Genomic DNA, 26,198 nt, shown 5'->3' on the forward strand with positions numbered 1-26,198 from the left:
CCGGGCACCCCGCGGGTACCGGGGCGTGGGGCGGGGCCGGGGCCCCCGCCGGCGGGGGCGGGACCGGGGCCGGCGGCCGGGGCGGGCCGGCCGGGCCGCCGGGCGGGGCGAACAGGTCGTCGTCGGCCACGGCTACGAGTCGCTCAGGGTCGCGGCGAGCACGATGAACATCGCGAACACCGTGCAGACGGCGCCCACGACGATGCCGGTGACGGCGAACCCGCGCCCGCGCGTGCCGTCACGCATCACCTGGTTGAGCGCGACGATCCCGAGCACGAGCCCGACGATCCCGGGGAAGCCCGCGCAGACCACGAGGCTCGCGATCGAGACGATCATCGACGCGAGCGCCAGCCCGTTCGTCCGCGGCGGCGCCGTGTACACGGACCCGTACGGGGGCGGGTAGGCGCCGTAGCCGGGGGACCCGGGGTAGGCGGCCGGGTCCGACGGCGGGTACCCGCCGCCCGGTGCGGAGCCGTACGCAGGTGCGGTGCCCGGGCCGTAGGGCGACCCCTGCCCGACCGGAGCGGCGGGCGCGCCGTAGGCGGTTCCCGTCCCGGGCGCCGGCGTGCCCGGGTACCCGCCGCCCGCCCCGGACGGCGCGACGAAGCCGCCCTGCTCCGGCGCCGGGGCGGTGGCGTCGGTCGGCGGGTTGTACGGGGTGAGCGGCGGCTGGTGCGGGCGCGGGGCGGCGTACGGGTCGACGGGTTCGTCGGGCGACCCGTACGGCGGGACGGGGGGCGTGGTCATGGACACACCGTAGCGACGGGGCGGCGCGCCGTCCGCCGTATGAACAGGCTCTTGTAAGGCATCGCAAATGTTGCTACATCTTGCAGCAACGGTACAGCCAGGGTGCGTCCTCCACGACGGCGGCACGCGGACCGGCGGCCGACGTCCCGGCACCGACGCCGGGGCACGACACGGAGGATCACCGATGCGAACAACGAGGCTCGCAAGGTCGCGGGCACGCCTGGCGGGGGCCCTGGCCCTCGCCGTCGCCCTGCCGGGAGCGGCCGGCCTGAGCGCCGTCGCGGCGCCGAGCGCGACGACGACGGCGACGACCGCCACGACGACCGTCTACTACCCCGACCGCCCGGGCTGGACGGTGACGAACGTCCACTACGGCGTCGACGGCGCCGCGTGGACGGCGGTCCCCGGCGTCCCGATGGCGGACGCCTGCACGGGCTGGCTCACGGCCGAGATCGACCTCGGCGCGGCGTCGGGGGTGCAGCTCACCTTCAACGACGGCGCCGGGACGTGGGACAACAACCGGGGCGCCAACTACCGCGCGGGCGCGGGGACGGTCGTCGTGCGGGACGGCGCGCTCACCACGGGCACGTCGCCGTGCGGCACCGACCCCACCGACCCGACGGACCCGACCGGCCCGACCGACCCGACCGCGACGATCTACTACGCGACGTCGTGGGCCGCGCCGAGGATCCACTACCAGGTGGGCTCGGGCGCGTGGACGAGCGTCCCGGGCACGCCGATGACCGCCGCGTGCGCGGGCTGGTTCTCGCACACGATCGACCTCGGCGAGGCGAGCGGCGGCCAGGTCGTCTTCAACGACGGCGCCGGGCGGTGGGACAACGACGGCGGAGGCAACTACCGCTACGCCGCGGGACCGCAGACGGTCTCGGGCGGCGTCCTCGCGCCCGTCGCGGAGAGCCCGTGCGGTCCAGACGTCCCCGAGGAGCCGGACACGCAGGCGCCGAGCGTCCCGTCGGGAGTCGTCGCGACGGCCGACGGCGTCCGGGTCACGGTCTCGTGGGACGCCGCGACGGACGACACGGGCGTCACCGGGTACACCCTCACCCGCACCGGGGGAGCGGGCACCGTGACGCGGGACGTCACGACCGCGTCGGCGACGGACGTCGGGCTGCTCGAGCGGACCGCGTACACGTACACCGTGACGGCGGTCGACGCCGCCGGGAACCGCTCGGCGGCGAGCGCGCCCGTCGCCGTCACGACGGGGACGAAGCCCGTCGTCGACCCGGGCACGACGGGCGAGCCGCTCGGCGGGGACCCGCGCGAGGACGCGATCTACTTCGTCATGACCGCGCGCTTCAACGACGGCGTGAGCGAGAACAACCGCGGCGGGTCGCAGCACGTGAAGTCGGGCAACGCGGCGAACGACGACCCGATGTTCCGCGGCGACTTCCAGGGGCTGATCGACAAGCTGGACTACGTCAAGGGCCTCGGCTTCTCGGCGATCTGGATCACGCCGGTGGTGCTCAACCGCTCCGACTACGACTTCCACGGCTACCACGGCTGGGACTTCTTCCGGGTGGACCCGCGGCTCGAGACGCCGGGCGCCTCCTACCAGGAGCTCATCGACGCGGCGCACGCGAAGGGCATCAAGATCTACCAGGACGTCGTGTACAACCACTCGTCGCGCTGGGGCGCCAAGGGCCTGTTCGTGCCGACCGTGTGGGGCGCGCGCGACGGGCAGTGGGACTGGATGTACTCGGCGAAGGAGCAGGGGCGCGAGTACGACCCGACGGAGGAGAACGACGGGAACGACCCGACCCTCACCGCCGCGCAGAACGCGCTCGCGAAGGGCCGCACGTACAACGGCGACCTGTGGTCGACGACGGCCCCGGCGGGGAGCACGTGCTCCGGGTTCGGCACGCCCACCCAGCACAGGAGCCCGGAGGGTTTCCAGATCCACCACTGCCAGTGGCCGTCGCCGACGTCGGGCATGTTCCCGTCGAACCTCTACCACCAGTGCTGGATCGGGAACTGGGAGGGCAAGGACGCGCAGGACTGCTGGCTGCACGACGACCTCGCCGACCTCAACACCGAGAACGCCGAGGTGCAGCAGTACCTGATCGACGCCTACAACCGGTACATCGACATGGGCGTCGACGGCTTCCGCGTCGACACCGCCGTGCACGTCCCGCGCGTCATGTGGAACCGGCACTTCCTGCCCGCGATCCAGGAGCACGCCGTCGCGACGCACGGCGAGAAGGGCAAGGACTTCTACGTCTTCGGCGAGGTCGCGGCGTTCGTCAACGACAAGTGGAACCGCGGCTCCGTGAACCACTCCGCGCAGTTCTACACGTGGAAGGAGCGCACGGAGTACTCGCTGGACGACGTCGTGGCGGCCGCCGAGCAGTTCCAGTACGAGAACCTCCTGGGCACGGGCAACCAGCCGACGTCGGACAACGCGTTCCTCGGCGGCGCCGACGGCAACACGTACCACGCGCCCGACCACTCGAAGTTCTCGGGCATGAACGTCATCGACATGCGCATGCACATGAACTTCGGGGACGCGGGCAACGCGTACCACAACGGCAAGGACTCGGACGACTCGTACAACGACGCGACGTACAACGTCGTGTACGTCGACTCGCACGACTACGGGCCCAACAAGTCGACCGTGCGCTACACCGGCGGCACCGACGCGTGGGCGGAGAATATGAGCCTCATGTGGACGTTCCGGGGCATCCCGACGCTCTACTACGGCTCGGAGATCGAGTTCCAGGCGGGCAAGCCGATCGACTGCGGTCCGACGTGCCCGCTCGCGACCACCGGGCGCGCGTACTACGGGGACCACCTCGCGGGTGACGTCGTGGCGAGCGACTTCGGCGTCGTGGAGTCCGCGTCGGGCGCGGTCGCGCAGACGCTCCGGAAGCCGCTCGTCCAGCACGTGCAGCGGCTCAACCAGATCCGTCGCGCCGTGCCGGCGCTGCAGAAGGGGCAGTACTCGACGGTCGGCGTGCAGGGGAACATGGCCTACAAGCGCCGGTTCACCGAGGGCGCCGTGGACAGCTTCGTGCTCGTCACGGTGACCGACGCCGCGACCTTCTCCCGCGTCCCGAACGGCACCTACGTGGACGCCGTGACGGGCGACCGGAAGGTCGTGACGACCGGGACCCTGACGGTCCCCGCACCGGGCAAGGGCAACCTGCGCGCGTACGTCCTCGACCTCCCGGGCAACCCCGCGCCGGGCAAGGTCGGGCAGGCTGGCCCGTACCTGAAGTAGCTCCGGAGAGGCTCGACCGTCCCGCCCGCGGCCGTGCGCCGCGGGCGGGGACGGGCGCTCAGTCCCCGAGGTCGACGACGACCGGCACGTGGTCCGACGCGCCCTTGCCCTTGCGCTCGTCGCGGTCGATCGTCACGCCGGTCACGCGGGCGCGGGCGGCGGGGGAGAGGTAGGCGAAGTCGATCCGCATGCCCTCGTTCCGCGGGAAGCGCAGCCGCTGGTAGTCCCAGTACGTGTAGGTGTGCTCGGCGGGGATCGCCTCCCGCGTGACCTCGGTGTACCCGGCGGCGCCGAACGCCGCGAAGGCGTCGCGCTCGGCCGGCGTCACGTGCGTCTTGCCCGCGAAGTACGCGACGTCCCACACGTCGGTGTCGAGCGGCGCGACGTTCCAGTCCCCGACCAGCGCGACCTGCGTCGCGGGGTCGTCCGCGAGCCAGCCCTCGGCCCGGCCGCGCAGCTCGTCGAGCCAGCGCAGCTTGTACGCGTAGTGCGGGTCGCCGACCTCGCGGCCGTGCGGGACGTACAGGCTCCACACGCGCACGCCGCCGCACGTCGCGCCCAGCGCGCGGGCCTCGACCTTCTCGCCGAAGGCGGGCTGGCCCGGGAAGGAGGTCTCGACGTCGTCCAGACCGACGCGCGAGACCACCGCGACGCCGTTCCACTGGTTCACGCCCACGTGCGCGACCTCGTACCCCGCCGCCTCGAACGGCGCGACGGGGAACTGCGCGTCGGCGCACTTGGTCTCCTGGAGGGCGAGGACGTCGGTCCCCGTCCGCTCGAGGAAGGCGATCGCCCGGTCGACCCGGGCACGGACGGAGTTGATGTTCCAGGTCGCGAGGCGCACGGGCTCCACCGTACCGACGCCGGCCGCCGTGTGGCGGGCGGTATCCCGCTCCGCCGCCCGTAGGCTGTGGCCATGGCGACAGCACTCATCACCGGCGCGAGCGCCGGCCTGGGCCTGGAGTTCGCGTGGCAGCTCGCCACGGCGCGGCACGACCTCGTGCTCGTCGCGCGCGACGAGGCACGCCTCGAGGAGGTCGCGGGCCAGATCCGGGCCGCCGCGGGCGTGCGGGTCCAGGTCCTCCCCGCGGACCTCTCGGTGGCCGACGACGTCGCGCGCGTGGCCACGCGCCTCGCCTCGACCGGCGGCTCGGACGAGCGCCCGGTCGGGCTGCTCGTCAACAACGCCGGATTCGCGACCCAGCAGCACTTCGTGGACGGCGACCTCGACGTCGAGCTCCGGGCCCTCGACGTCATGGTGCGTGCCGTCCTGGTCCTGTCCCACGCCGCCGCCGGTCAGATGACCGCGCGGGGGCGGGGCGCGATCCTCAACGTCGCGTCCGTCGCGGCCCTCACCGCCGGCGGCACGTACGCGGCCGCGAAGGCGTGGGTGCGCTCGTTCACGGAGGGCCTCGCCGTCGAGCTCCACGGCACCGGGGTCACTGCGACCGTGCTGCGCCCGGGCTTCACGCACACGGAGTTCCACGACCGCGCGGGCATCGACAAGTCCGTCCTGCCGGACCTGGCGTGGCTCGACGCCGACCGTGTGGTCGCGACGGCGCTCGCGGACGTGCGGCGCGGCGTCGTCATCTCGACCCCGTCGGTGCGCTACCGCGTCGCGTCGGCCGCACTGCGGGCGATGCCGCGCTCGGCCGTCCGGGCGATCGGCAAGTACCGCTGAGCACGGCACCACGGTCGGGCCGACTACCCTGGCCGTCGTGACTAGTGATCTGGGCTCGACGCTCGCCGACACGCCCCGCGAGCAGCTGCTCGCCCTCATCCGCGAGCTCGCCGTCGTGCACGGTCGGGTGACGCTCTCCTCGGGCAAGGAGGCGGACTACTACGTCGACCTGCGGCGCGTGACGCTGCACCACCGCGCGGCGCCGCTCATCGGGCACCAGCTCCTCGACCTCCTCGAGGAGCGCGGGCTCGGCACGGCCGAGGTCGACGCCGTCGGCGGGCTGACCCTCGGGGCGGACCCCATCGCGACCGCGCTCCTGCACGCCGCGGCCTCGCGCGGGCAGGACCTCGACGCGTTCGTGGTGCGCAAGGCGGCCAAGGCGCACGGCATGCAGCGGCAGATCGAGGGCCCGGACGTCGCCGGCCGCAAGGTCGTCGTCGTCGAGGACACCACCACGACGGGCGGGTCGCCCATCACGGCGATCGAGGCCGTGCGCGCCGCGGGCGGCGAGGTCGTCGGTGTCGCGACGATCGTCGACCGCGCGACGGGTGCCGGCGAGAAGATCGAGGCGCTCGGCGTGCCGTACCACTTCCTGTTCAGCCTGGAGGACCTCGGCCTCGCCTGAACCGTCACCCCGCGCTCTTCCCGACGACGCTCCGTGGCCCGTGCCGCGGGGCGTCGTCGTGCGAGAGGCGCGCGTCACACCAAGATAGGTCAGGCTTACCTTGCTTTGGTGAGGCGACCCTTATATGGTCCGTCACGGCGGCGCGTCCGATCGCCCGCCCCACCCCGCCGTCCCGCCCCTGCCGGGACACGCACGGACCAGCACGGGAGACCTTGTGCGCACTTCACCGTCGAGACGCGTCCGCCGCGGCCTCGCCTCGTTCCTCGCCGCGGCGCTCGCCGGCGGCCTGACCGTCGCCGGGGTCTCCGCCCCGGCCCAGGCCGCGCCCGCGGAGATCCAGGGTGGCTCCGCCACCTGGAACTTCGTCGACTCGTGGGCCTCGTACGTCACCGGCCCCATCGCCCACGGCACGATCACGCCGGATCCGCAGGGCGGGAAGTCCGTGTACGGACCCGCCGGCGGGACCTACGACGAGGCGAGCGGGACCGGCTCCGTCCGTCTGGGTGGCTCGACCCGCTACGAGGGCCACGACGGGCAGCTCGACCTCACGATCTCCGACGTCACGCTCGAGCTCACGGGGAACGGTTCCGGGACCCTGCGCGCCGACTTCGGCGGGACGGTCGAGCCGGGCCGGGGACAGGACGAGAAGGTCGCCGACGTCACCGTGAGCGCGACGCGCTCCGGCGACCAGGTGACGTTCGTCGCGAACGGATCCATCGGGTCGCTCGGTGCCGTGTCCTCGTACCTGTCCCTCTACGACGGTCGGGCGATCTCGACCCTGACCGCGACGGTGACGGCTCCCGCGCCTGCCGCGCCGGCCGTCCCCACGGCGACGACGCTCGCCGCGTCGCCGGCGAAGACCTCGGTGGCGGGGTCCGCCGTCGCGCTCACCGCGACCGTCGCACCCGCCGCCGCGGGCACGGTCGAGTTCCGCGACGGCGGCACCTCGCTCGGCACAGCGTCGGTGTCCGACGGCGTCGCGCGCCTGGAGACGACGACCCTCGCCGTGGGTGCGCACGAGCTCAGCGCCCTCTTCACGCCCGCCGACCCGGCAGCCTTCGTCGCCTCGACCTCGGCGGGCGTCGAGCACTCGGTGGTCGCCGCCGAGCCCGAGCCGGAGCCGGAGCCCACGGTGGACCCGACGGTGACGGTGTCGCCGTCGACCTCGGTCGACCCGGCGGTGGAGAGCACGTTCACGGTCTCGGGGACCGGGTTCGTGGGCGCGGGCGCGGCGAACGGCGCGTACGTGCTGATCGGCGAGAAGTCGATCTGGGACGGCAGCGGCCCGCTGGTGTCGACGGGCTGGCTCGCGCAGGGCCACGTCCCGGCGGCGCGGGTGGTCGACGGCGCGTTCACCACGACCCTGACCGTTCCGGCGGGGTCGTTCGACCCGGCGAAGGAGTACGTGGTCGCGACGTCGGCGGCGCACTGGCTCTCCGCGACCGACCGCAGCCTCGACACCTTCACCCCGGTCGCGGTGCAGCAGCCGGCGCCCCAGGAGCCCGTCAGCGCGCCCTTCCCGCGGATCGCCGAGCCGGGGACGACGCACGGCACCGTCTCGTGGAAGGTCTCCGACCGCGTCTACTCGTACTACAACGACAAGCAGGTCACGGGCGGCGTCACGGTCGATGGCACGTTCGGGTTCCCCGTCACCGCGGTGGCGCAGACCGACGGCGACACGGACCTGACCCTGTCCGGCGCGGTCCGCCTCACGTGGAAGAACACGTACGCGGGCAACACGCCGTTCTACTGGCTCCAGCTCGAGGACCTCACGGCGCGCGTCGACGAGGCGGGGCACGGCGTGCTGTCCGCCGCCGTGTCGTGGGACAACCTCACGGACGCGGCCGACTCGTCCGCCGCGACGCGGCTCGACGTCGCGACGTTCACCGTCGACCCGCAGGCGCTCGGCACCGGCCGGGTCGTCGTGACGTCGTCGGCGCAGCAGTACACGGACGCTCTTCTCGCCTACCTCGAGCCGACGGGCCAGCGCGCGCACTTCGCCGCGAGCGGCCCGAACGACGCGAACGCCGAGGCCAAGAAGACGGCACCGGTCACCCTCGCGTTCGGCGAGGACGAGGTCCCCGCGTGGGAGCCCGCCATCGACGTCTACGCCGCGGACGGCACCACGCCGCTCGGTGACTCCTCCGTCGAGGTCGGCGACACGATCGTCGTCAAGGGCTCGGGCTTCGACCCGGCGGCCAACGTCGGGGGCTACGGCATGCCGATCCCCGCGACGCTCCCCCAGGGCACGTACGTCGTGTTCGGGTCCTTCGCGGAGGAGTGGCGTCCGTCGGAGGGCGCCAAGGGGTCGGCGCGCAAGGTGGGTTCGCAGTCGTGGGCACTCGCGGCCTCCGTCCTGGACCAGGTCCCGCCGCAGTACCAGGGGGCGATCCGCGCGGCCTGGACCGAGATCGCCGAGGACGGCACGTTCGAGGCGCGCCTCGTCGTGAAGAACCCCGCGGCGCTGGAGGGTGGGCGCTACGGCGTCTACACCTACCCCGCGGGTGGCGCCGTCAACGCGGACCAGGAGCTCTTCGCCCCGGTCGCGTTCGACGTACCCGCGTCGCTCACGGTGACGCCCGCCGCGACGACCGTCGAGCCCGGCGGCACCGTGCGGCTCGCCGTGGACGGCCTCGTCGAGGGCGACGTCGTCAAGGGTGTGACGTTCGGGGGCAAGGCCGCGACCTACTCGCGTGACGGCGCCACGATCCTCCTCACGGTCCCGGCCGACGCCGCCGTGGGTTCCGTCCCCGTCGTCGTGACGTCCGAGCTCGGCGTGACCGGCAGCACGTCGCTCACCGTCTCGGCCGTCGCTCCGGAGCCCACCCCGACGGTGACGGTGTCGCCGTCCGCTCCCGTGGACCCGGCGGTGGAGAACACCTTCACGGTCTCGGGCACCGGGTTCGTCGGCGACGGCGCGCGGTTCGGCGCGTACGTGCTGGTCGGCGACGCGTCGATCTGGGACGGCTCGGGCCCGCTCGTCGCGACGGGCTGGCTCCAGCTCGCCTGGGTCATGCCGCAGCAGGTGGTCGACGGCGCGTTCACGACGACGCTGACCGTCCCGGCGGGCTCGTTCGACCCGTCGACGGAGTACGTGGTCGCGACCTCGGCGGCGCACGGCCTCTCGGTGACCGACCGCAGCCTCGACACGTTCACCCCGGTCGCGGTGCGCCAGCCCGCGCCGGAGGCCTGGCCGACCACGACTGCCCTCGCCTCCTCGACGACCTCGGTCGTCGAGGGTGCGGCCGTGACGTTCACGGCGACGGTCACCCCGAAGGCGGCCGGCACGGTCCGATTCACCGCCGGGGACACGACGCTCGGTACGGCGACGGTCGTCGACGGCGTCGCGTCGTACCGGGCGACCGGTCTCGCGCCCGGGTCGCACGCCGTGTCGGCGACGTTCGTCCCGGCGGACAGCACCGCGTTCGTCGGTTCGGTCTCGTCGCCGGTCACGGTCACGGTGACGACGAAGCAGTCGGTCCCGACGACGGCAGGCTCCCTGACGTGGGGCGTCAAGGAGTCGTTCCGCAGCTACATCGTCGGCCCGGTCGCGGCCGGCGGGGCGTCGGCGTCGTCCGGCGCGGCCGTGGTCGACGGTCTCTTCCGGTTCGGCCAGGCCGACGGCGGCACGTGGACCGCTGCGAGCGGGCGGGGCAGCGTGAAGTACTCCGGCACGGTCCGCTTCACGGGCCACTCGGGCGCGCTGGACCTCGCGCTGACGAACCCGGTCGTCGACGTCACCGGACCGGGTGCGGGTCGCCTGCTCGTGGACGCGCGCTCGACGGGGCTCGACGGCTCGACGTTCGACCGACAGGGCGTCGTCTTCGCGACGCTCGCGCTCGGTGCGCCGACGACGGGCGCGGACGGGGCCGTGACCTACACGAAGGCCGCGGCGACGCTCACGGCCGACGGCTCGCTCGCGTTCTCCGGCTTCTACCCTGCCGGCACCGCGCTCGACCCGGTGACCTTCACCGTCGGCGCGACGTCGACAGGCCCCGGTGACGGTGGCTCCATCGGCACCCCGGGCACCGGGACGCCGGGGACGCCGGCGGACCCGGCGAAGGCGACCCTCTCGGTGTCGCAGGCCCGTCCGGGTGACGAGGTCACGATCAGCGGCGTCGGGTTCGGTGCGAGCGAGACGGGGATCCGCACGGAGATCCGCTCGACGCCTCGCACGCTCGCGACGGGGACCACGGCGAACGCCGGCGGCGCCGCGAGCTCGACGGTGACGATCCCGCAGGACGTCGCCCCGGGCGAGCACACGCTGCTGCTGATCGGTGCGGACCACACGGCGTCCGCGCCCATCACGATCGTCGGCGCCGGCACGACCGGCACCGGCACGGGGTCGGGCAGCGCGGCGGAGCAGTGCTTCGCGCAGGGCGTCAACGGCGCGATCCTCTCGTGGGGCGTGAGCGACCGGTTCCGCGCGTACGTCACCGGCCCGATCGCGAAGGGCTCGGTCTCGACGAGCGGCGTGCGCGACGGCGGCTCGGCGTTCACGTGGAGCGGCGGCAAGGGCTCGGTCAACACGGACCTCGGCAAGGGGCGCGCCAGCTTCGGCGGCTCGGTGTCGTTCTCCGGCCACGAGGGCATCCTCGACCTGCGGATCAGCAACCCGCGCGTCGTCGTGGACGGCTCGTCGGGCACGCTCGTGGTCGACGTCCAGAGCAGCGACATGGAGGGCGACAAGTCCTCGTCGAACGGCGTCGCGTTCGCGAGCCTGGACCTGTCGGGCAAGAAGTCGTCGTCGGGCTCCACGATCACGTGGAGCGGTGCTCCCGCGACCCTCACGGCCGCCGGGGCGAAGGCGTTCGCCGGGTTCTACGAGGCCGGCACGGCGCTCTCGCCCGTGACGTTCAGCTTCCCGATCGGCGGCGACGTCGAGTGCGACGCGTACTCCGGCGCGCTCGCCTCGACCGGGACGGACGCGGGCAGCCTCGCGCTCCTCGCCGCGACCCTGCTGCTCACGGGCGGGGCGATCCTGACCGTGCGGCGTCGTCGTGCGTGAGCGGGGGGAGGCTCAGACCAGGTCGACGAGGTCCGCGACGGAGTCGACGACCTTGCTCGGGCGGAACGGGAACCGGTCGACGTCGGACATCTTCGTCGACCCCGTCATGACGAGGTACGTGTACAGCCCGGCCTCGATGCCCGCGACGACGTCGGTGTCCATGCGGTCGCCGATCATCGCCGTCTTCTCCGAGTGGGCGTCGATCCGGTTGAGCGCGGAGCGGAACATCATGGGGTTGGGCTTGCCGACGAAGTACGGCTTGCGGCCCGTCGCCGCCGTGATCATGGCCGCGACGGCGCCCGTCGCGGGCAGCGGGCCCTCCTGGGACGGGCCGGTCGTGTCCGGGTTCGTGCAGATGAAGCGCGACCCGCCGCGGATGAGGCGCACCGCCTTGGTGATGGCCTCGAACGAGTACGTGCGCGTCTCCCCGAGCACGACGTAGTCCGGGTCGGACTCGGTGAGCGTGTACCCCGCCTCGTAGAGGGCCGTCGTCAGGCCTGCCTCGCCGATCGCGTACGCGCTGCCGCCCGGCACCTGGTCGTGCAGGAACTGCGCGGTCGCGAGCGCGGACGTCCAGATCGCGTCCTCGGGCACCTCGATGCCCGACGTCGCGAGCCGCGCGCGCAGGTCGCGGGCCGTGAAGATCGAGTTGTTCGTGAGGACGAGGAACGGGCGCCCCTTGTCGCGCAGCGCCCGGACGAACTCCGGGGCGCCGGGGATCGCGTGGCCCTCGTGGACGAGCACGCCGTCCATGTCGGTGAGCCACGACTCGATGGTCCGCTCGGTCACTCTGCGCTCCTTCTGCCGGGATGGTGCCTCGGCCAGCCTACTGGCCGACCGGCTACCCTTCGCGGGTGACGAACACGCCCCCCACGGAGCACACCGAGCACGCCGACCACCCCGCGCACCTCGCGCGCCCGCGCACCTCGTGGCGGTCGGCGCCGGTCTCCGCGGTCCGCGGCGGGCTCGTCGGCGCCGCGGAGTCGGTCCCCGGGATCTCAGGAGGGACCATCGCGCTCGTCGTCGGCCTCTACGACGACCTCATCGACGCGGCCGGCCAGGTGCTGCACGGCGGCAGGGAGCTCGTCACCGGGCTCGTCCGGCGACGCGGGACCGGCGCGGCCCTGCGGACCCTGCGCGCCGTGGACTGGCCCCTGCTCGTCCCGGTGCTCCTCGGGATGGTCGTGGTGCTGCTCCTCTCGCTGCGCCTGATCGCGCCCCTGCTCGAGTCGCACCCCGTCCCCGTGCGCTCGGTGTTCTTCGGCATGATCGTGGTCTCGGTCGCCGTGCCGCTGCGCCTCATGCCCGGGCGGTTCCGCGTGCTCGACGGGGTGCTGATGGCCGTGGCAGCCGTCGCGGGCTTCCTCCTCACGAGCCTGCCGCCCGGACAGGTCGACGACCCGTCGCTGTGGTTCGTGTTCCTCGGCGCGGCGGTCGCGATCAACGCGCTCGTCCTGCCCGGCGTCTCCGGCTCGTTCGTCCTGCTCGCGATGGGGCTCTACGTCCCCGTGCAGCAGGCGCTCTCGGACCGGGACCTGGCGTTCGTGGGGGTGTTCGCGCTGGGTGCCGCCGTCGGGCTCGGGTGCTTCGTCAAGCTGTTGCAGTGGCTCCTGCACCACCGGCGACAGGGCACGATGGCGGTCCTCGCGGGCCTCATGGTGGGTTCTCTGCGCGCGCTGTGGCCGTGGCAGGAGGAGGACGGCACGCTCCTCGCGCCGACGGGGTCGGTCGTCGTCCCGCTGCTGCTCGCGCTCTCGGGGGCGGCGGTCGTGCTGGCGGCGATGGTCTGGGAGTCGCGGGGGGGCGCGGGGGGCGGGGCGCGGCGGGGTGCGGTGGGCGGGGGCGCGGGTGGGGGGGGGGGGGGGGGGGGGGGGGGTGTTGGTGTGGGTGGGGCGCGCCGCCGGGCGCGCGGCGGCGCGGGGCTGACCGTGGCGACGGTCGCGGTGGTCGGTGGCACCGGCGCGGCGGGGAGCGCCGTCGTGCGGGAGGCCGTGGCCCGTGGCCACGAGGTGCGGGTGGTCTCGCGGCACGTGCCCGACGGCGCGGCACGGGTCCGGGGCGCCACGCACCACCGCGCGGACCTCCTCGACGCCGACGACGTCGCGGTCTCCCACGCGCTCGGCGACGCGCTCGCCGACGTGGACGCGGTGGTCGACGCGAGCAACGGGCAGACGCCCGGTGCGATGAAGGTCTTCACCGTCGGTGCGCGACGCCTTGCCGGGGCCGCGCACCGCGCGGGCGTCGGGCGCCTCGTCGTGCTGTCCATCGTGAACGTCGACCAGGGCGACTACGGGTACTACCGCGCGAAGGCGGAGCAGGAGCGCGTCCTGTCGTCGGGCGGCGTCCCGACGACGGTCGTGCGCGCGACGCAGTTCCACGAGTTCCTCGAGCTGTTCCTCGGGCGCGACGGGCGGCTCGGCCGGTGGGCGCGCCTCGGCCTGCTGCCCGTGCCGCGCGGGGTGCGGTTCCAGCCCATCGCGCTCGACGATGTCGCGCGGGCGCTCGTCGACGCCGCCGAGGGGACGCCGCCCGGGGGCGGGGTGCCGGGGCCCGGACCGGAGGCGACGACCGTGACGATCGGCGGCCCCGAGGTCCTCGATGCCCGGGACATGGCACAGGCGTGGCGCGCTGCGCACGGCTCGCGCCGCCCGGTCGTCGGCGTGCCGCTGCCCGGCCCGCTGGGCGAGTTCTTCCGTGCGGGCCACCACCTCGTGCCCGACCACCGCTACGGGACGCTCACCTACCGCGAGTGGCTCCGGGAGCGTGCGTGACGTCGTCCGACGGGGTGCGCGCGGAGCCGCCCGAGGCGCGGCCCGCCGTCGGGTCCGACGGCGAGCGCACGGACGAGCGCACCGAGGAGCGCGAGGTGGGGGTCGGGCCCTGGCCCGGGGGGCCGGACGCGTGGCCGCGCGTCCCGGACCCCGAGGGCCCGCTCGGGACGTCCCGCCTCGACCCCCGCTACGACCCCGAGCTGCTCGCGCACGGGGACCGGCGCAACGTCGTCGACGCCTACCGGTACTGGACGGTCGAGGCCGTCGTGGCGGACCTCGACGCACGCCGCGACCCGGGACGCTCGCTGCACGTCGCGATCGAGAACTGGGCGCACGACCTCAACATCGGGTCCGTGGTGCGGACGGCGAACGCGTTCAACGCGGCGGGCGTGCACGTCGTCGGGCGGCGCCGGTGGAACCGCCGCGGCGCGATGGTCACCGACCGCTACCTGCACGTGCACCACCACGCGTCCGTCGACGACCTCGCGGCGTGGGCCGCGGGAGAGGGGCTGCCCCTCCTGGGCGTCGACAACCTCCCGGGCTCCGTCCCGATCGAGGGGTACGCGCTGCCCGCGTCGTGCGTGCTGCTGCTCGGCCAGGAGTCGACGGGGCTGACGCCCGAGGCGGTCGCCGCGTGCCGCGACGTCCTGCACATCACCCAGCACGGCTCGACCCGCTCGATCAACGCCGGCGCGGCGGGCGCGATCGCCCTGCACGCGTGGGCGGCCCAGCACCTGCGGCCGGACGGCACGGCCACGTAGAACCGTGGTCACCGGGCGACCACAGGTCGAACGGCCCTGACGTCCACGCTCTCATCCGTGCCAGACTTTGACCCGACAGTCCACCCCGCACGACTCCACAGGAGCTTCGCATGCCCATCGCTACCCCCGAGGTCTACGCCGAGATGATCGACCGGGCGAAGGCAGGCTCGTTCGCCTACCCGGCCGTCAACATCACCTCGTCGCAGACCATCACCGCCGCGCTCCAGGGCTTTGCCGAGGCCGAGTCCGACGGCATCATCCAGGTCTCCGTGGGCGGCGCCGAGTACGGCTCGGGTTCGACGGTCAAGGACCGCATCGCCGGTTCGCTCGCGCTCGCGGCGTACGCGCGCGAGGTCGCGAAGAACTACCCGGTGCAGATCGCGATCCACACCGACCACTGCGTCAAGAAGAACCTCGACTCCTGGGTCCGCCCGCTCCTGGCCATCGAGGCCGAGCAGGTGAAGAACGGCGGCCTGCCGACGTTCCAGTCGCACATGTACGACGGCTCGGACGTCCCGCTGGACGAGAACCTCACCATCGCCGCCGAGCTCCTCGAGCTCTCGCAGGCGGCGCGCACGATCCTCGAGATCGAGGTCGGCGTCGTCGGCGGCGAGGAGGACGGCCACGAGGCCGAGATCAACGAGAAGCTCTACACCACGGTGGAGGACGGCCTCGCGACGATCGCGGCGCTCGGCACGGGCGAGAAGGGCCGCTACCTGACGGCCCTCACGTTCGGCAACGTGCACGGCGTGTACAAGCCGGGCGCGGTCAAGCTCCGCCCGGAGATCCTCAAGGAGATCCAGGAGGCCGTCGGCGCGAAGGTCGGCAAGGCGAACCCGTTCGACCTCGTCTTCCACGGCGGCTCCGGCTCCACGGCCGAGGAGATCTCGGCCGCGGTCGACTTCGGCGTCATCAAGATGAACATCGACACCGACACGCAGTACGCGTTCACGCGTCCGGTCGTCGGCCACATGTTCTCGAACTACGACGGCGTCCTGAAGGTCGACGGCGAGGTCGGCAACAAGAAGGCCTACGACCCGCGCGCCTGGGGCAAGCTGGCCGAGGCCGGCATGGCCGCCCGCATCATCGAGGCGTCGCAGCAGCTGCGCTCGGCGGGCAACAAGATCCGCTGACGCCCGCAGGAGCCGGCGGCGAGCCGGCTCCGGGTGCACCGAAGGCCCCCGGTCCGTACGGACCGGGGGCCTTCGTCGTCGTTCGTGACGCCGGGCTCGAGGCGGCCGTCCCGTAGTGCCGGTAGGTCGTGACCCGTGCCGGCGGGTCGTGACCGTGCGGTGCGCGGCGACCTCAGTCCGTGGCGTCGGAGCCGTTGCTCTTGCTCGACGGCTCGTCGAGGTCGAAGCCGGGGTCCACGTCGACGATGTCGAGCAGCTCGCCGATGCGGGTCACCTCGAGGAGGAACCGGACCGTCGGCGGGGCGCGCAGGACGCGGACCCGGTGCGGGCCGCGCGAGGCGAGACGTGCGAGGAACGCCACACCGGACGAGTCCATGAAGGTCACGTGGTGCGCGTCGATCTCGACCGGGAGCCCGGAGTCCTCCGCCGCGGCGGTCGCCTCCTGAAGGTCGGCACCGAGGTCGGCGTCGATCTCTCCCGACAGCACGATGCGGGCGCGCGTCGTCCCCACGATGACGTGCACGCTCGCGGGGTCGCCCGCCCCTGCGGGGTCGCCGGCGACGCCGACCGGACGGTCGGCGGCCGAGGGTGTACCTTCGCGCACCGGCGCTCCTCTCTGCGTGGTCCCGACCCGTTCCGGTCTCGGGAAGCACCAATCTACGGTTGAATGTCCAGTCGGGACAGTAACGCGACCGTGGCGTCCGTATCCAGACGATCGACGCACGGACCGTCGGAGGTGACGATGGGCAGCTCGCCGGGGCTCGGCACCGACCTGCCCGCACACGTCCAGGAGCTGTGCACGCGGGCGATGGAGGGCGCCGGCGTCGCGATGTTCGTCACAGGCCCGCGCTCGGACGACATGCCGATCGTGTGGGTGAACGCCGCGTTCGAGCGCCAGACCGGGTTCGCCGCCGCCGAGGTCCTCGGCCGCAGCCCCCACGTCCTCGAGTCGCTGCTCACCGAGCCGGTGGACGCCCAGGAGCTGCGGACGGCCGTCGCGGAGGGGCGTGAGATCACGCACACCGTCCGCGCCCTGCGCCGCGACGGCTCCCCGGTGTGGACGCAGCTCTCGCTCGCACCGCTCGCCGCGCCGGACGGCACCGTGACGCACTGGGTCGGGGTGCAGGTCGACGTCTCCGAGCACCTCGAGCGGTACGCGGCCCAGGTCGCGTCGCTCGCGCTCGAGCGGCGCGAGCGCGCCGTGCTCGACGTCGTCTCCCGCAGCTCGGACCTCCTCGCCGACCTCGACCAGCCCTACGCGCTGCGCGACATCACCGAGCTCCTCGCCGGGTACGTCGTCGACTGGGCCGGCTTCTACCTCAACGACGACGGGCTCCGGTACGCGGAGGGCGTGGACACCGCCGCGCCCCCGAGCGGGCGCGGGCAGCGGCACGGCCGCTACACGCCCGGGGCGTTCCCCGTCGCGCCCGGCCTGCACACGACCGACGCCCTCGGTGACTCAGCCGCCGTCACCGGCTCGGTGCCGCGCGTGCGCCTCGTGGACGTGCCGGACCGCGTCCAGGACGTCCTGGACGGGCGCATCGAGGGTCCCGTGATCCTCGACCTGTCCGCCACGTACCCGCAGTGGTCGGCCTCCGGCTGGCTCCAGCGCGACCTGCACCACCGGCTCTCGGGCCTGCCGCACCGGCCGGGCTCCGTGACGGTCACCGCCGTCCCGGGACGTCGGCGCATCCTCGGCCTGCTCGTCACCGGCGACGTCCCCGACGCGGCGCTCCACGGGCTGGGCACGGAGGCCGAGGCGCGCGAGGGCGTGCGCACGCTTCTCCAGATCATCGCGCGCCGCGCCGGCACCGCGATCGACAACGTGCGGCTCTACGCGCGCGAGCACCGCCTCGCCGAGACGCTCCAGCGCGCGATGCTGCCCGAGCAGGCCGACGTGACCGGCCTCGACGTCTGGACCTACTACGCGCCCAACTCGGAGCACGCCCAGGTCGGCGGCGACTGGTACGACGTGCTCCAGATCGCGCCGGACGTCGTCGGGCTCGTCATCGGCGACGTCGTGGGCCACGACGTCGAGGCGGCGGCCGCGATGGGCCAGCTCCGCTCGGTCGTGCGGTCGTACGCGTACGAGCTCACGACGCCCGGGCCGGTGCTCGAGCGCGTCGACCAGCTCGTCCAGGGCATGCGCATCCCGCGCTCCGCGAGCCTCGTGTACGCGGCGCTCACCCAGCCCGACGCCGAGCAGCCCGACGACGCGTGGCGCATCGAGTACTCGCGCGCCGGGCACCTGCCGCCGCTCCTGCTGCGGGACGGCACCGTGACCCAGCTCGACGACGCCGGGGGCGCGCTCGTCGGCTTCGGCGGCCGGAGCCGGTCGACGGGCGTCGCGGCGCTCGCCCCGGGCGACACGCTCGTCTTCTACACCGACGGCCTCATCGAGCGCCGCGACCGCGCGCTGCGGGTGGGGCTCGAGGCTCTCGTCGCCGCGTCCGAGGCCGTCACGGCCGTCGATGCCGCGGGCGTGGGCGAGGAGCTGCTGTCCCGCCTCGCGGACGCCCCCGAGGACGACGTCGCGCTCGTCGTCGTGCGCATCCCCGACCCGGTGCACGACGCGTCGGCCGTCGTGCTGAGCCCGCGCAGCCGCCGGTGGCTCCTGCCCAGCGAGCCCGCGTCGATCGGTCGCGCGCGGCACGCCGTGGTGCGCACGTGCCAGGCGTGGGGCGTGCGGGACAGCGCGAACGCGGAGCTCGTCGTCTCGGAGCTCGTGGCGAACGGGGTGCTGCACGGCTGGGGGCACCTCGCCCTGCGCCTCTTCGACACGGGGGACGGCATCCGCGTCGAGGTCGAGGACTCCAACCCGGCGCCGCCCGTCCCGACCGACGGGCACCCGAACCGCATGGGCGGCTTCGGCATGCAGATCGTCGAGCGGCTCGCGGACTGGGGCTGGCGCCCGACGGCGTCGGGCAAGCTCGTCTGGGCGACGCTGCGGCCCTCGGGGCGGTAGGAGCGCCCGGGAGCGTCAGGCCGGGGGCTCGACCTTGGCGAATCCGGACGGCGGCGTCGCGGGCTCGCAGCGGTGGTCGTTGTCGATGCGGAACAGCTCGAGCGCGCCGCACACCTCGAGCACGAAGAGGTCGCGGTCGTCGCAACCGCGCAGCACCGTGGCGCCGCCCCGCTTGCGTCCCGAGTCCGCGAGCGAGATGAGGAACGCCGCGCCGGTGGAGTCCATGAACGTCACGCGGCACATGTCGATCACGAGGAGCTGACGGCGCAGCCCGACGACGCGCGCGGCGATCTCCGGGAACTGGTCGCGCTCGGCGAGATCGAGGTCTCCGGCGATGACGAGGGTCGTCGTCGCGGGTGACGTGGCGATCTCGATCATGTCGTCGACTCTAGACGCCGCCCGGGTGGGTCGCGCGTCCACCGCCCTGCTCGGCGGTCGCGCGACCCGGGCTGGTCAGCGCAGGGCGCGGACCTCGTCGGCCGAGGTGCCGGAGTCGCGCAGGAACTGCTCGCAGCGCTCGGCCTCCTCGACCTCGCCGAGGTACGCCGCGCACTCCGCGAGCGCGAGCAGCGCGCGCAGGAAGCCCTGGTTCGGGACGTGGTCGGCGGGGATCGGGCCCTGCCCGCGCCAGCCTGCGCGACGCAGCGAGTCGAGGCCGCGGTGGTAGCCGGTCCGCGCGAACGCGTACGCCGTCACGGCGCCGCGGGACCCGTTCTCGTGGAGGAAGTCCTCCGCGAGGTAGGCCCACGCGAGCGAGCTCGCCGGCGAGCGGCCCGCGATCTCGTACGGGTCGCCGTCGGCCGCGATCGCGTCGCGGACGTGCGCGAAGTCGTCGGGGAGGCGGACCGGCGCGGGGCCGTCGAGGAGGTTCGCGTGCGTGTCGCTCATGGGCCCATTCTGCCCGCCCCGGCCCCATGGGGCACCGGAGGGTGGTGCCGAACCCGGGGACGGCGACGGGTTCGGCACTCGAGCACGGCCGCATCCCCGGGTTCGGCGGGCGCGCCGTGGACGACCGCCGCTCCGAAGGTCAATTCCCGCCATCAGACCGGTAAACTCGTCGCCGGTCCCCGGGTGACTGCCGCCCGGGTGACGCCTCGGGCCCGCGGGCCCAGCGCCGTCGGGCACGACCTGCCCGCTCCGCTCCGGACGCCGGTGCGCCCACGACCATGACCGGCCCGAGGAACAGGCAGTGCGAAAGTGGGGATTCCATGCCAGGCGTGGTGCTCGTCGGTGCCCAGTGGGGCGATGAGGGCAAGGGCAAGGCGACCGACCTACTCGGGTCCCGGGTCGACTACGTGGTCAAGTTCAACGGCGGCAACAACGCCGGCCACACGGTCGTCATCGGGGACGAGAAGTACGCGCTCCACCTGCTGCCGTCGGGCATCCTGTCCCCGGGGGTCACGCCGGTCATCGCGAACGGTGTCGTGGTGGACATCGAGGTGCTGTTCCAGGAGCTCGACGACCTGATCTCGCGCGGCGTGGACGTCTCGCGCCTGCTCGTCTCGGGGTCGGCGCACGTCATCGCGGGGTACCACCGGACGATCGACAAGGTGAGCGAGCGGTTCCTCGGCAAGCGCCGCATCGGCACGACCGGCCGCGGGATCGGCCCGGCCTACGCGGACAAGATCAACCGCGTCGGCATCCGCATCTGGGACCTGTTCGACGAGAAGATCCTCGCGGAGAAGATCGAGGGCTCGCTCGACCAGAAGAACCACCTGCTGGTGAAGGTCTACAACCGCCGCGCCATCACGGTCGACGAGACCGTGGCCGAGCTGCTCCAGTACGCCGAGCGCCTCAAGCCGATGGTCGCCGACACCGCGCTCGAGCTGAACAAGGCCCTCGACGCCGGCAAGAACGTCCTCTTCGAGGGCGGCCAGGCGACCATGCTCGACGTCGACCACGGCACCTACCCGTTCGTCACGTCGTCCAACGCGACGGCGGGCGGCGCGCTCACCGGCTCGGGCGTCGGGCCGACGCGCATCAGCTCCGTCATCGGCGTCATCAAGGCGTACACGACGCGCGTGGGCGAGGGCCCGTTCCCGACCGAGCTGTTCGACGCGAACGGGGAGTACCTGCTCAAGCAGGGCGGCGAGTACGGCGTGACGACGGGCCGCGCGCGCCGTTGCGGCTGGTACGACTCGGTCATCGCGCGCTACGCGACGCGCGTCAACGGCATCACGGACATGGTGCTCACCAAGCTGGACATCCTCACCGGCTTCGAGAAGGTCCCGGTCTGCGTCGCGTACGACGTGGACGGCGTCCGGTACGACGAGATGCCGCTCGACCAGACGGCGTTCCACCACGCGAAGCCGATCTACGAGGAGCTCGACGGCTGGTGGGAGGACATCTCCGGTGCCCGCACGTTCGAGGACCTGCCGACGAACGCCCAGCGCTACGTGCTGGCGCTCGAGGAGATGTCGGGCACACGCATCTCCGCGATCGGCGTCGGCCCGAGCCGCGACGCGATCATCCCGCGCCACGACCTCATCCACTGAGTCGACCACCGCACGCCGACCACGGCCCGGACGCCCTGCGGGGTGTCCGGGCCGTCTCGGTAGACTCGGCGCCCGTGAAGATCCTCGTCGTCGGGACCGGTGCCCGCGAGCACGCCATCGTCCACGCCCTCGCGCACGAGGCCGACCGCCCGGGCGCCGAGCCGCACGAGCTGCACGCCGCCCCCGGGAACCCCGGCATCGGCGACCTCGCGACGCTGCACGCGGTCGACCAGAACGACGGCGCCGCGGTGGCCGCGCTCGCCACGGACCTGGGCGTGGACCTCGTCGTCGTCGGCCCGGAGGCCCCCCTGGTCGCAGGCGTCGGCGACGCGGTGCGCGAGGCCGGGGTCCCGGTGTTCGGTCCGAGTGCCGAGGCTGCGCGCCTCGAGGGCTCCAAGGCGTTCGCCAAGGACGTCATGGCGGCGGCGTCCGTCCCCACGGCGCTCGCGCACGTGTGCACCGACGTCGACCAGGTCGCGGCCGCGGTCGACGCGTTCGGCGCCCCCTACGTCATCAAGGACGACGGCCTCGCCGCGGGCAAGGGCGTCGTCGTCACCGAGGACCGGCAGGCCGCGCTCGAGCACGCCGCCGCGTGCTTCGCGACCCCGCGCCGCGCGGTGGACGGGACTCCCGAGGACCCGCGCGTCGTCGTCGAGGAGTACCTGGACGGCCCGGAGGTCTCGCTCTTCTGCGTGAGCGACGGCGCGACCGTCGTCCCGCTCGCCCCCGCCCAGGACTTCAAGCGCGCGTTCGACGCCGACGCCGGCCCCAACACGGGCGGCATGGGCGCCTACAGCCCGCTGCCGTGGGCACCCGAGGGCCTCGTCGACGAGGTCGTCACGCGCGTCGCGCAGCCGACGATCGACGAGATGGCACGGCGCGGCACCCCGTTCGTCGGCGTCCTGTACGTGGGGCTCGCGCTGACGAGCCGCGGGACGCGCGTCGTCGAGTTCAACGCGCGGTTCGGCGACCCGGAGACGCAGTCGGTGCTCACGCGCCTCGCGACGCCGCTGTCCGCCGTGATGCTCGCGGCGGCGCAGGGACGCCTCGCGGAGATCGGTGCGCTGCGCTGGCACGACGACGCGTCGGTCACCGTCGTCGTCGCGGCCCACGGCTACCCGGGCGCGGTGCGCGGCGGCGACCCGATCACGGGCATCGACGCGGCGGAGGACGTCGAGGGCGTGCACGTGCTGCACGCGGGCACGTCGCGCGCGGACGACGGCGGCCTGGTCGCCTCGGGCGGGCGGGTGCTCTCGGTCGTGGCGCGCGGCACCGACCTCGCCGAGGCGCGCCGCCGGGCGTACGCGGCGGTCGACCGCATCGTGCTCCCGGGCTCGCACCACCGCACGGACATCGCGGCCAAGGCCGCCGCGGGCGAGGTCACGCTCGCGGGCTGACGCCCGTCCCCTCGTCGAACACGACATGACGGTCGCTATCACGCTGATAACGACCGCCACGTCGTGCTCGGCGCCCAGGAAGGGCTCAGGGGCGAGGGGTCAGGCGCGGTGCCACTTCTGGGCGGCGGTGCCGTTGCACGTCCAGATCTGGAGCTGCGTGCCGTTGTTGCTGTTGCTGCTCGGCACGTCGACGCACTTGTTCGCGAGGACGGACACGAGGTCGCCCGCGCCGCTCAGCACGAACTGCTGGGCGGGGTTGCCGCTGCAGTTCGCGAGCTGGACGGCGGTCCCGTCGGCCGTCGCGGCCCATGCCACGTCCATGCACTTGCCGCCCGCGCGGACCGTGCCGTCCGCCTCGAACGTCCACCGCTGCGCGCTCGTGCCGTTGCACGTCCACAGCTGAAGCCGCTTGCCGTCGCTGAAGTCCGAGCTCGGCACGTCGATGCACTTGCCTGCGAGCCCGACGAGCGCGCTGCCCGACCCGCCGCCCGTCGTGACGAGGGACAGCCCGTACGCCGAGAAGATCGGGTTGACGGGCTGGTAGATGAACTTGCCGCCGTTGGAGCAGTCGTTGATGCGGCCCGACGTGACGCCCTGCGCCTGGTTGCCCGAGATCACGGAGCCGCCGGAGTCGCCGCCCTCGGCGCACGCGCTGCCGCGCACGAGTCCGGGGATGTCGCCGTTGCCGTAGTTCACGGTGATGTTCTTCTGCTCGATGACGCCGCAGCGCCAGCCCGTCGTCGCGCCGGACCGGCAGACCGACGCGCCCACCGGGGCCTCGGCGGAACCGGCGACGTCGACCGTGCCGCCCGCGTAGTTGTTGACCCGGGGGACGGGGGTGAACCCGGCGTCGACGCGTACCCAGGCGTAGTCGTGGCCGGGGAACGACGCCGCCTGGACCGTGCCCATGCGCGCCCAGCTCGCCGTGAGCACCTCCTTGCCCGCGGCGCCGCAGTGCCCGGCCGTGACGAAGCCGCCCTGCACGGCGAAGCCGATCGAGCACGCCGAGCCCGACGACGCGCCGGGGTCCCGGGTGATGTACCGGTCACCGCCGCGCACGTCGGCCGTGAGCTCGTACGGCGCGTCGACGACCTCGGTCCGTACGGCGGCCGCGTCGACCCCGGACGCCGCGACGAACGCCTCCGCCGCGGCCGGGTCGAGCGACTCGACGACGACCTCGTTCGTCGTCACGTCGACGTACCAGGCCTGGACGGCGTCGGGCGTCGACGCCTGGTCCAGCTCGGCGGCGACGGCGTCGAGCTCGGCGAGGCCGCGCTCGACCACGACGGCCTCGGCGCCGGCCGCCTCGACATCGGGGACGGCGGAGGGGTCGGTGACGGCGACGACGGGCGTCGCGGCGTCGGCGTCGACCCACGTGCCGGCGTAGGCCGCGCCCAGGTCGCCGCTCAGCGCCTGCTCGACGGCGCCGGTCGCGGCGTCGAGCGCCAGCCGGTCGGCGACGCCGTCGGCGTCGAGGCCCAGGTCGCGCTCGAGCGCGCGGAGCTGGCCGGGGGACAGGTCGTCGGGCCCGGGGACGGGGCCGGCGAGCAGCGCGGGGACGTCGGCCCCGGTGCTCGTCGGTGCGGCGACGGGTGCGCTCGCGCTCGCCGACGTCGCGAGCCCCACGCTCGCGGCGATCACGCCGACTCCGGTTGCTAGCGCTGTCAGGCGATGGTGCATCGTGCCGTGGTGCATCGTTGCCTCCTCGGTGCGGATGTCGGCCCGCCGTCGTCGGCGGGGCCGGGACAGCAGTGCGGGCGCCCCCAGGGGGTCGCTCCGATGCAGGCCCCCGACGGTGAGGGAGCGCTCCCACGACCGTCCTGCTGGCACAGTAGCGACTTCGGCGGCGTTCGGCACGACGGGCTGGCAGGCCGACCGACCGGTCGTCGGACACGGTGCCGCGCCTGCGGAGGGCGGTGCGAGACTAGGGGCCGTGACCGACATCCCTCAGGACCCTGCCTCGGCCCTCTCGCTCGGCGAGGCGGACGCCCTCGACACCGCGGCGCTCGACCTGCCCGGTTGGACGCACGTGTACTCCGGCAAGGTGCGCGACCTCTACGCGCCGGACCTGCCCGCCGTCGGCGGCGTGCACCCCCTCGGCGACGTCGTGCTCGTCGTGGCGAGCGACCGGGTCAGCGCGTACGACCACGTGCTGTCGCCGGGGATCCCGGACAAGGGCGTCGTGCTCACCCAGCTCAGCCTGTGGTGGTTCGAACAGCTCGCCGACCTCGTGCCGAACCACGTCGTGTCGACCGAGGTGTCGTCGGAGCCGGGCGACGGTCTCGTGCCCGACGTCGTCGCCGGGCGCGCGATGATCTGCCGCCGCCTCGACATGTTCCCCGTCGAGTGCGTGGCGCGCGGCTACCTCACCGGCTCGGGGCTCGTCGAGTACCGCGCCGGGGGAGAGGTGTGCGGCGTCCCGCTGCCCGCCGGTCTCGTCGACGGCTCGCGCCTGCCGGAGCCGATCTTCACGCCCGCGACCAAGGCCGCCGTCGGCGAGCACGACGAGAACGTCTCCTTCGACGTGGTCGCCGAGCAGATCGGTCTCGACGACGCCACGCGCCTGCGCGACCTCACGCTCGCCGTCTACGCCCGGGCCGAGCAGATCGCGCGCGATCGCGGCGTGATCCTCGCGGACACCAAGCTCGAGTTCGGCGTGGACCCGACCACGGGCCAGACCGTCCTCGGCGACGAGGTGCTCACGCCCGACTCGTCGCGGTTCTGGCCCGCCGACCAGTGGGAGCCGGGCCGCGCGCAGCCGAGCTACGACAAGCAGTTCGTGCGCGACTGGCTCGTGTCGCCCGCGTCTGGGTGGGACCGCGCGTCCGACACCCCGCCGCCGTCGATCCCCGCCGACGTCGTCACGCGCACCCGCGCCCGGTACCTCGAGGCGTACGAGCGGCTCACGGGCTCGACGCTCGGCTGAGCCGTCAGGCGGTCCGGGCGGCAACCGGGCGCACGTAGGTGTGCCCGCTCGGCGCGGTCCACCGGACCGAGCCGTCGGCGAGCAGGGCCGGCCGCCAGCCGTCGCGCGCGCGGACGACCCGGTGGTGCCGGCAGAGCGCGACGAGGTTGTCGGCCCCCTGCGCGGCGGCCGCGGCGTCGTCGTCAGCGCCCGGCCGCGGGGCCACGACGTGGTCGAGGTCGCAACGGAACGCCGGGACGCGGCAGCCGGGGAACACGCAGGTCTCGTCGCGCGTGAGGACGCGCGCGACGGTCTGCGGCGACGGTCGTGCCCTGCCGCGCTCCGCGGCGGGGGCGAGCGGTGCTGCCATGCGGACCTCCCTGCGTCGTCGAGCCATGGTTCGTGCGAGGGCGGGGAAGGGGCAGGACCCCGCCCTCGCACCGTGCCCGAGCGTGCGTCTCGAACACGTGTT

At 73.8% G+C, this 26,198-nt stretch carries 19 protein-coding genes; 11 read left to right on the forward strand and 8 right to left on the reverse strand.

Features of this window, described 5'->3' with window-relative positions; all coding sequences use genetic code 11:
• Window positions 1-132 precede the first annotated feature (132 nt).
• The gene (locus tag ACFWH7_RS09070) at window positions 133-747 is read right to left on the reverse strand and encodes a DUF4190 domain-containing protein (RefSeq protein ID WP_378216176.1); all 615 of its coding nucleotides are present in this window, start codon (window positions 745-747) and stop codon (window positions 133-135) included.
• A 184-nt stretch (window positions 748-931) separates the two neighbouring features.
• Between ACFWH7_RS09070 and ACFWH7_RS09075 the strand changes: the two genes are divergently transcribed.
• Window positions 932-3,985 (forward strand): carbohydrate binding domain-containing protein, encoded by a 3,054-nt coding sequence (locus ACFWH7_RS09075; protein WP_378216177.1) that lies wholly within the window; start codon window positions 932-934, stop codon window positions 3,983-3,985.
• Window positions 3,986-4,043: 58 nt separating this feature from the next.
• On the opposite strand, the gene ACFWH7_RS09080 is transcribed toward ACFWH7_RS09075, so the two are convergent.
• Complete coding sequence (locus ACFWH7_RS09080) at window positions 4,044-4,829, reverse strand: exodeoxyribonuclease III (protein WP_378216178.1); 786 nt, start codon at window positions 4,827-4,829, stop codon at window positions 4,044-4,046.
• A 72-nt stretch (window positions 4,830-4,901) separates the two neighbouring features.
• Here ACFWH7_RS09080 and ACFWH7_RS09085 point away from each other — a divergent pair, with 72 nt between their 5' ends.
• The 3 genes from ACFWH7_RS09085 (at window position 4,902) to ACFWH7_RS09095 (ending at window position 11,299) form a co-directional block, all read left to right on the forward strand.
• Complete coding sequence (locus tag ACFWH7_RS09085; protein WP_378216179.1) at window positions 4,902-5,666, forward strand: SDR family NAD(P)-dependent oxidoreductase; 765 nt, start codon at window positions 4,902-4,904, stop codon at window positions 5,664-5,666.
• Between the two features lie 37 nt (window positions 5,667-5,703).
• Window positions 5,704-6,291: an orotate phosphoribosyltransferase gene (gene pyrE / locus ACFWH7_RS09090; RefSeq protein WP_369799781.1), complete on the forward strand. Its 588-nt coding sequence runs from the start codon at window positions 5,704-5,706 to the stop codon at window positions 6,289-6,291.
• Window positions 6,292-6,505: 214 nt separating this feature from the next.
• Complete coding sequence (locus ACFWH7_RS09095; protein WP_378216180.1) at window positions 6,506-11,299, forward strand: HtaA domain-containing protein; 4,794 nt, start codon at window positions 6,506-6,508, stop codon at window positions 11,297-11,299.
• Window positions 11,300-11,311: 12 nt separating this feature from the next.
• Here the strand turns inward: ACFWH7_RS09095 and ACFWH7_RS09100 are convergent, their stop codons facing one another.
• A complete protein-coding gene (locus tag ACFWH7_RS09100) occupies window positions 11,312-12,052 on the reverse strand; it encodes an HAD-IIA family hydrolase (RefSeq protein ID WP_378216215.1) in 741 nt (246 codons plus the stop codon).
• A gap of 101 nt (window positions 12,053-12,153) precedes the next feature.
• On the opposite strand from ACFWH7_RS09100, the gene ACFWH7_RS09105 reads away from it, so the two are divergent.
• The 3 genes from ACFWH7_RS09105 to fbaA all read left to right on the forward strand — a co-directional run bounded on the left by ACFWH7_RS09105 (window position 12,154) and on the right by fbaA (window position 15,964).
• Window positions 12,154-14,070 carry an undecaprenyl phosphate translocase family protein gene (locus ACFWH7_RS09105; protein WP_378216181.1) on the forward strand — a complete coding sequence of 639 codons (1,917 nt, stop codon included), beginning with the start codon at window positions 12,154-12,156 and terminating at the stop codon, window positions 14,068-14,070.
• Window positions 14,071-14,165: 95 nt separating this feature from the next.
• Window positions 14,166-14,831, forward strand: coding sequence for a TrmH family RNA methyltransferase (locus ACFWH7_RS09110; protein WP_378216216.1), 666 nt, complete (start codon window positions 14,166-14,168; stop codon window positions 14,829-14,831).
• Between the two features lie 110 nt (window positions 14,832-14,941).
• Window positions 14,942-15,964 (forward strand): class II fructose-bisphosphate aldolase, encoded by a 1,023-nt coding sequence (fbaA, locus tag ACFWH7_RS09115; protein ID WP_378216182.1) that lies wholly within the window; start codon window positions 14,942-14,944, stop codon window positions 15,962-15,964.
• A gap of 172 nt (window positions 15,965-16,136) precedes the next feature.
• On the opposite strand, the gene ACFWH7_RS09120 is transcribed toward fbaA, so the two are convergent.
• Window positions 16,137-16,568, reverse strand: a complete 432-nt coding sequence (locus tag ACFWH7_RS09120; RefSeq protein ID WP_378216183.1) for an STAS domain-containing protein — start codon at window positions 16,566-16,568, stop codon at window positions 16,137-16,139.
• Window positions 16,569-16,706: 138 nt separating this feature from the next.
• On the opposite strand from ACFWH7_RS09120, the gene ACFWH7_RS09125 reads away from it, so the two are divergent.
• Window positions 16,707-18,929 carry a SpoIIE family protein phosphatase gene (locus tag ACFWH7_RS09125; protein ID WP_378216184.1) on the forward strand — a complete coding sequence of 741 codons (2,223 nt, stop codon included), beginning with the start codon at window positions 16,707-16,709 and terminating at the stop codon, window positions 18,927-18,929.
• A 15-nt stretch (window positions 18,930-18,944) separates the two neighbouring features.
• Here ACFWH7_RS09125 and ACFWH7_RS09130 read toward each other — a convergent pair whose 3' ends face one another.
• Complete coding sequence (locus ACFWH7_RS09130; protein WP_313661645.1) at window positions 18,945-19,307, reverse strand: STAS domain-containing protein; 363 nt, start codon at window positions 19,305-19,307, stop codon at window positions 18,945-18,947.
• Window positions 19,308-19,382: 75 nt separating this feature from the next.
• Entirely contained in the window at window positions 19,383-19,817 is a 435-nt protein-coding gene (locus ACFWH7_RS09135) for a DUF3151 domain-containing protein (RefSeq protein WP_047233595.1), read from the reverse strand.
• 320 nt (window positions 19,818-20,137) lie between these two features.
• On the opposite strand from ACFWH7_RS09135, the gene ACFWH7_RS09140 reads away from it, so the two are divergent.
• Window positions 20,138-21,424, forward strand: a complete 1,287-nt coding sequence (locus ACFWH7_RS09140) for an adenylosuccinate synthase (RefSeq protein ID WP_053369357.1) — start codon at window positions 20,138-20,140, stop codon at window positions 21,422-21,424.
• A gap of 74 nt (window positions 21,425-21,498) precedes the next feature.
• Window positions 21,499-22,821, forward strand: a complete 1,323-nt coding sequence (gene purD / locus ACFWH7_RS09145; RefSeq protein ID WP_378216186.1) for a phosphoribosylamine--glycine ligase — start codon at window positions 21,499-21,501, stop codon at window positions 22,819-22,821.
• Between the two features lie 99 nt (window positions 22,822-22,920).
• Here purD and ACFWH7_RS09150 read toward each other — a convergent pair whose 3' ends face one another.
• Window positions 22,921-24,516 (reverse strand): ricin-type beta-trefoil lectin domain protein, encoded by a 1,596-nt coding sequence (locus tag ACFWH7_RS09150; protein ID WP_378216187.1) that lies wholly within the window; start codon window positions 24,514-24,516, stop codon window positions 22,921-22,923.
• A gap of 247 nt (window positions 24,517-24,763) precedes the next feature.
• Between ACFWH7_RS09150 and ACFWH7_RS09155 the strand changes: the two genes are divergently transcribed.
• Window positions 24,764-25,747, forward strand: coding sequence for a phosphoribosylaminoimidazolesuccinocarboxamide synthase (locus tag ACFWH7_RS09155; RefSeq protein WP_378216217.1), 984 nt, complete (start codon window positions 24,764-24,766; stop codon window positions 25,745-25,747).
• 4 nt (window positions 25,748-25,751) lie between these two features.
• On the opposite strand, the gene ACFWH7_RS09160 is transcribed toward ACFWH7_RS09155, so the two are convergent.
• Window positions 25,752-26,096 (reverse strand): HNH endonuclease signature motif containing protein, encoded by a 345-nt coding sequence (locus ACFWH7_RS09160; protein ID WP_378216188.1) that lies wholly within the window; start codon window positions 26,094-26,096, stop codon window positions 25,752-25,754.
• Between the last annotated feature and the right edge of the window lie 102 nt (window positions 26,097-26,198).

It is taken from the genome of Cellulosimicrobium cellulans (genome assembly GCF_042723955.1).
Taxonomy (GTDB): domain Bacteria; phylum Actinomycetota; class Actinomycetes; order Actinomycetales; family Cellulomonadaceae; genus Cellulosimicrobium; species Cellulosimicrobium cellulans_H.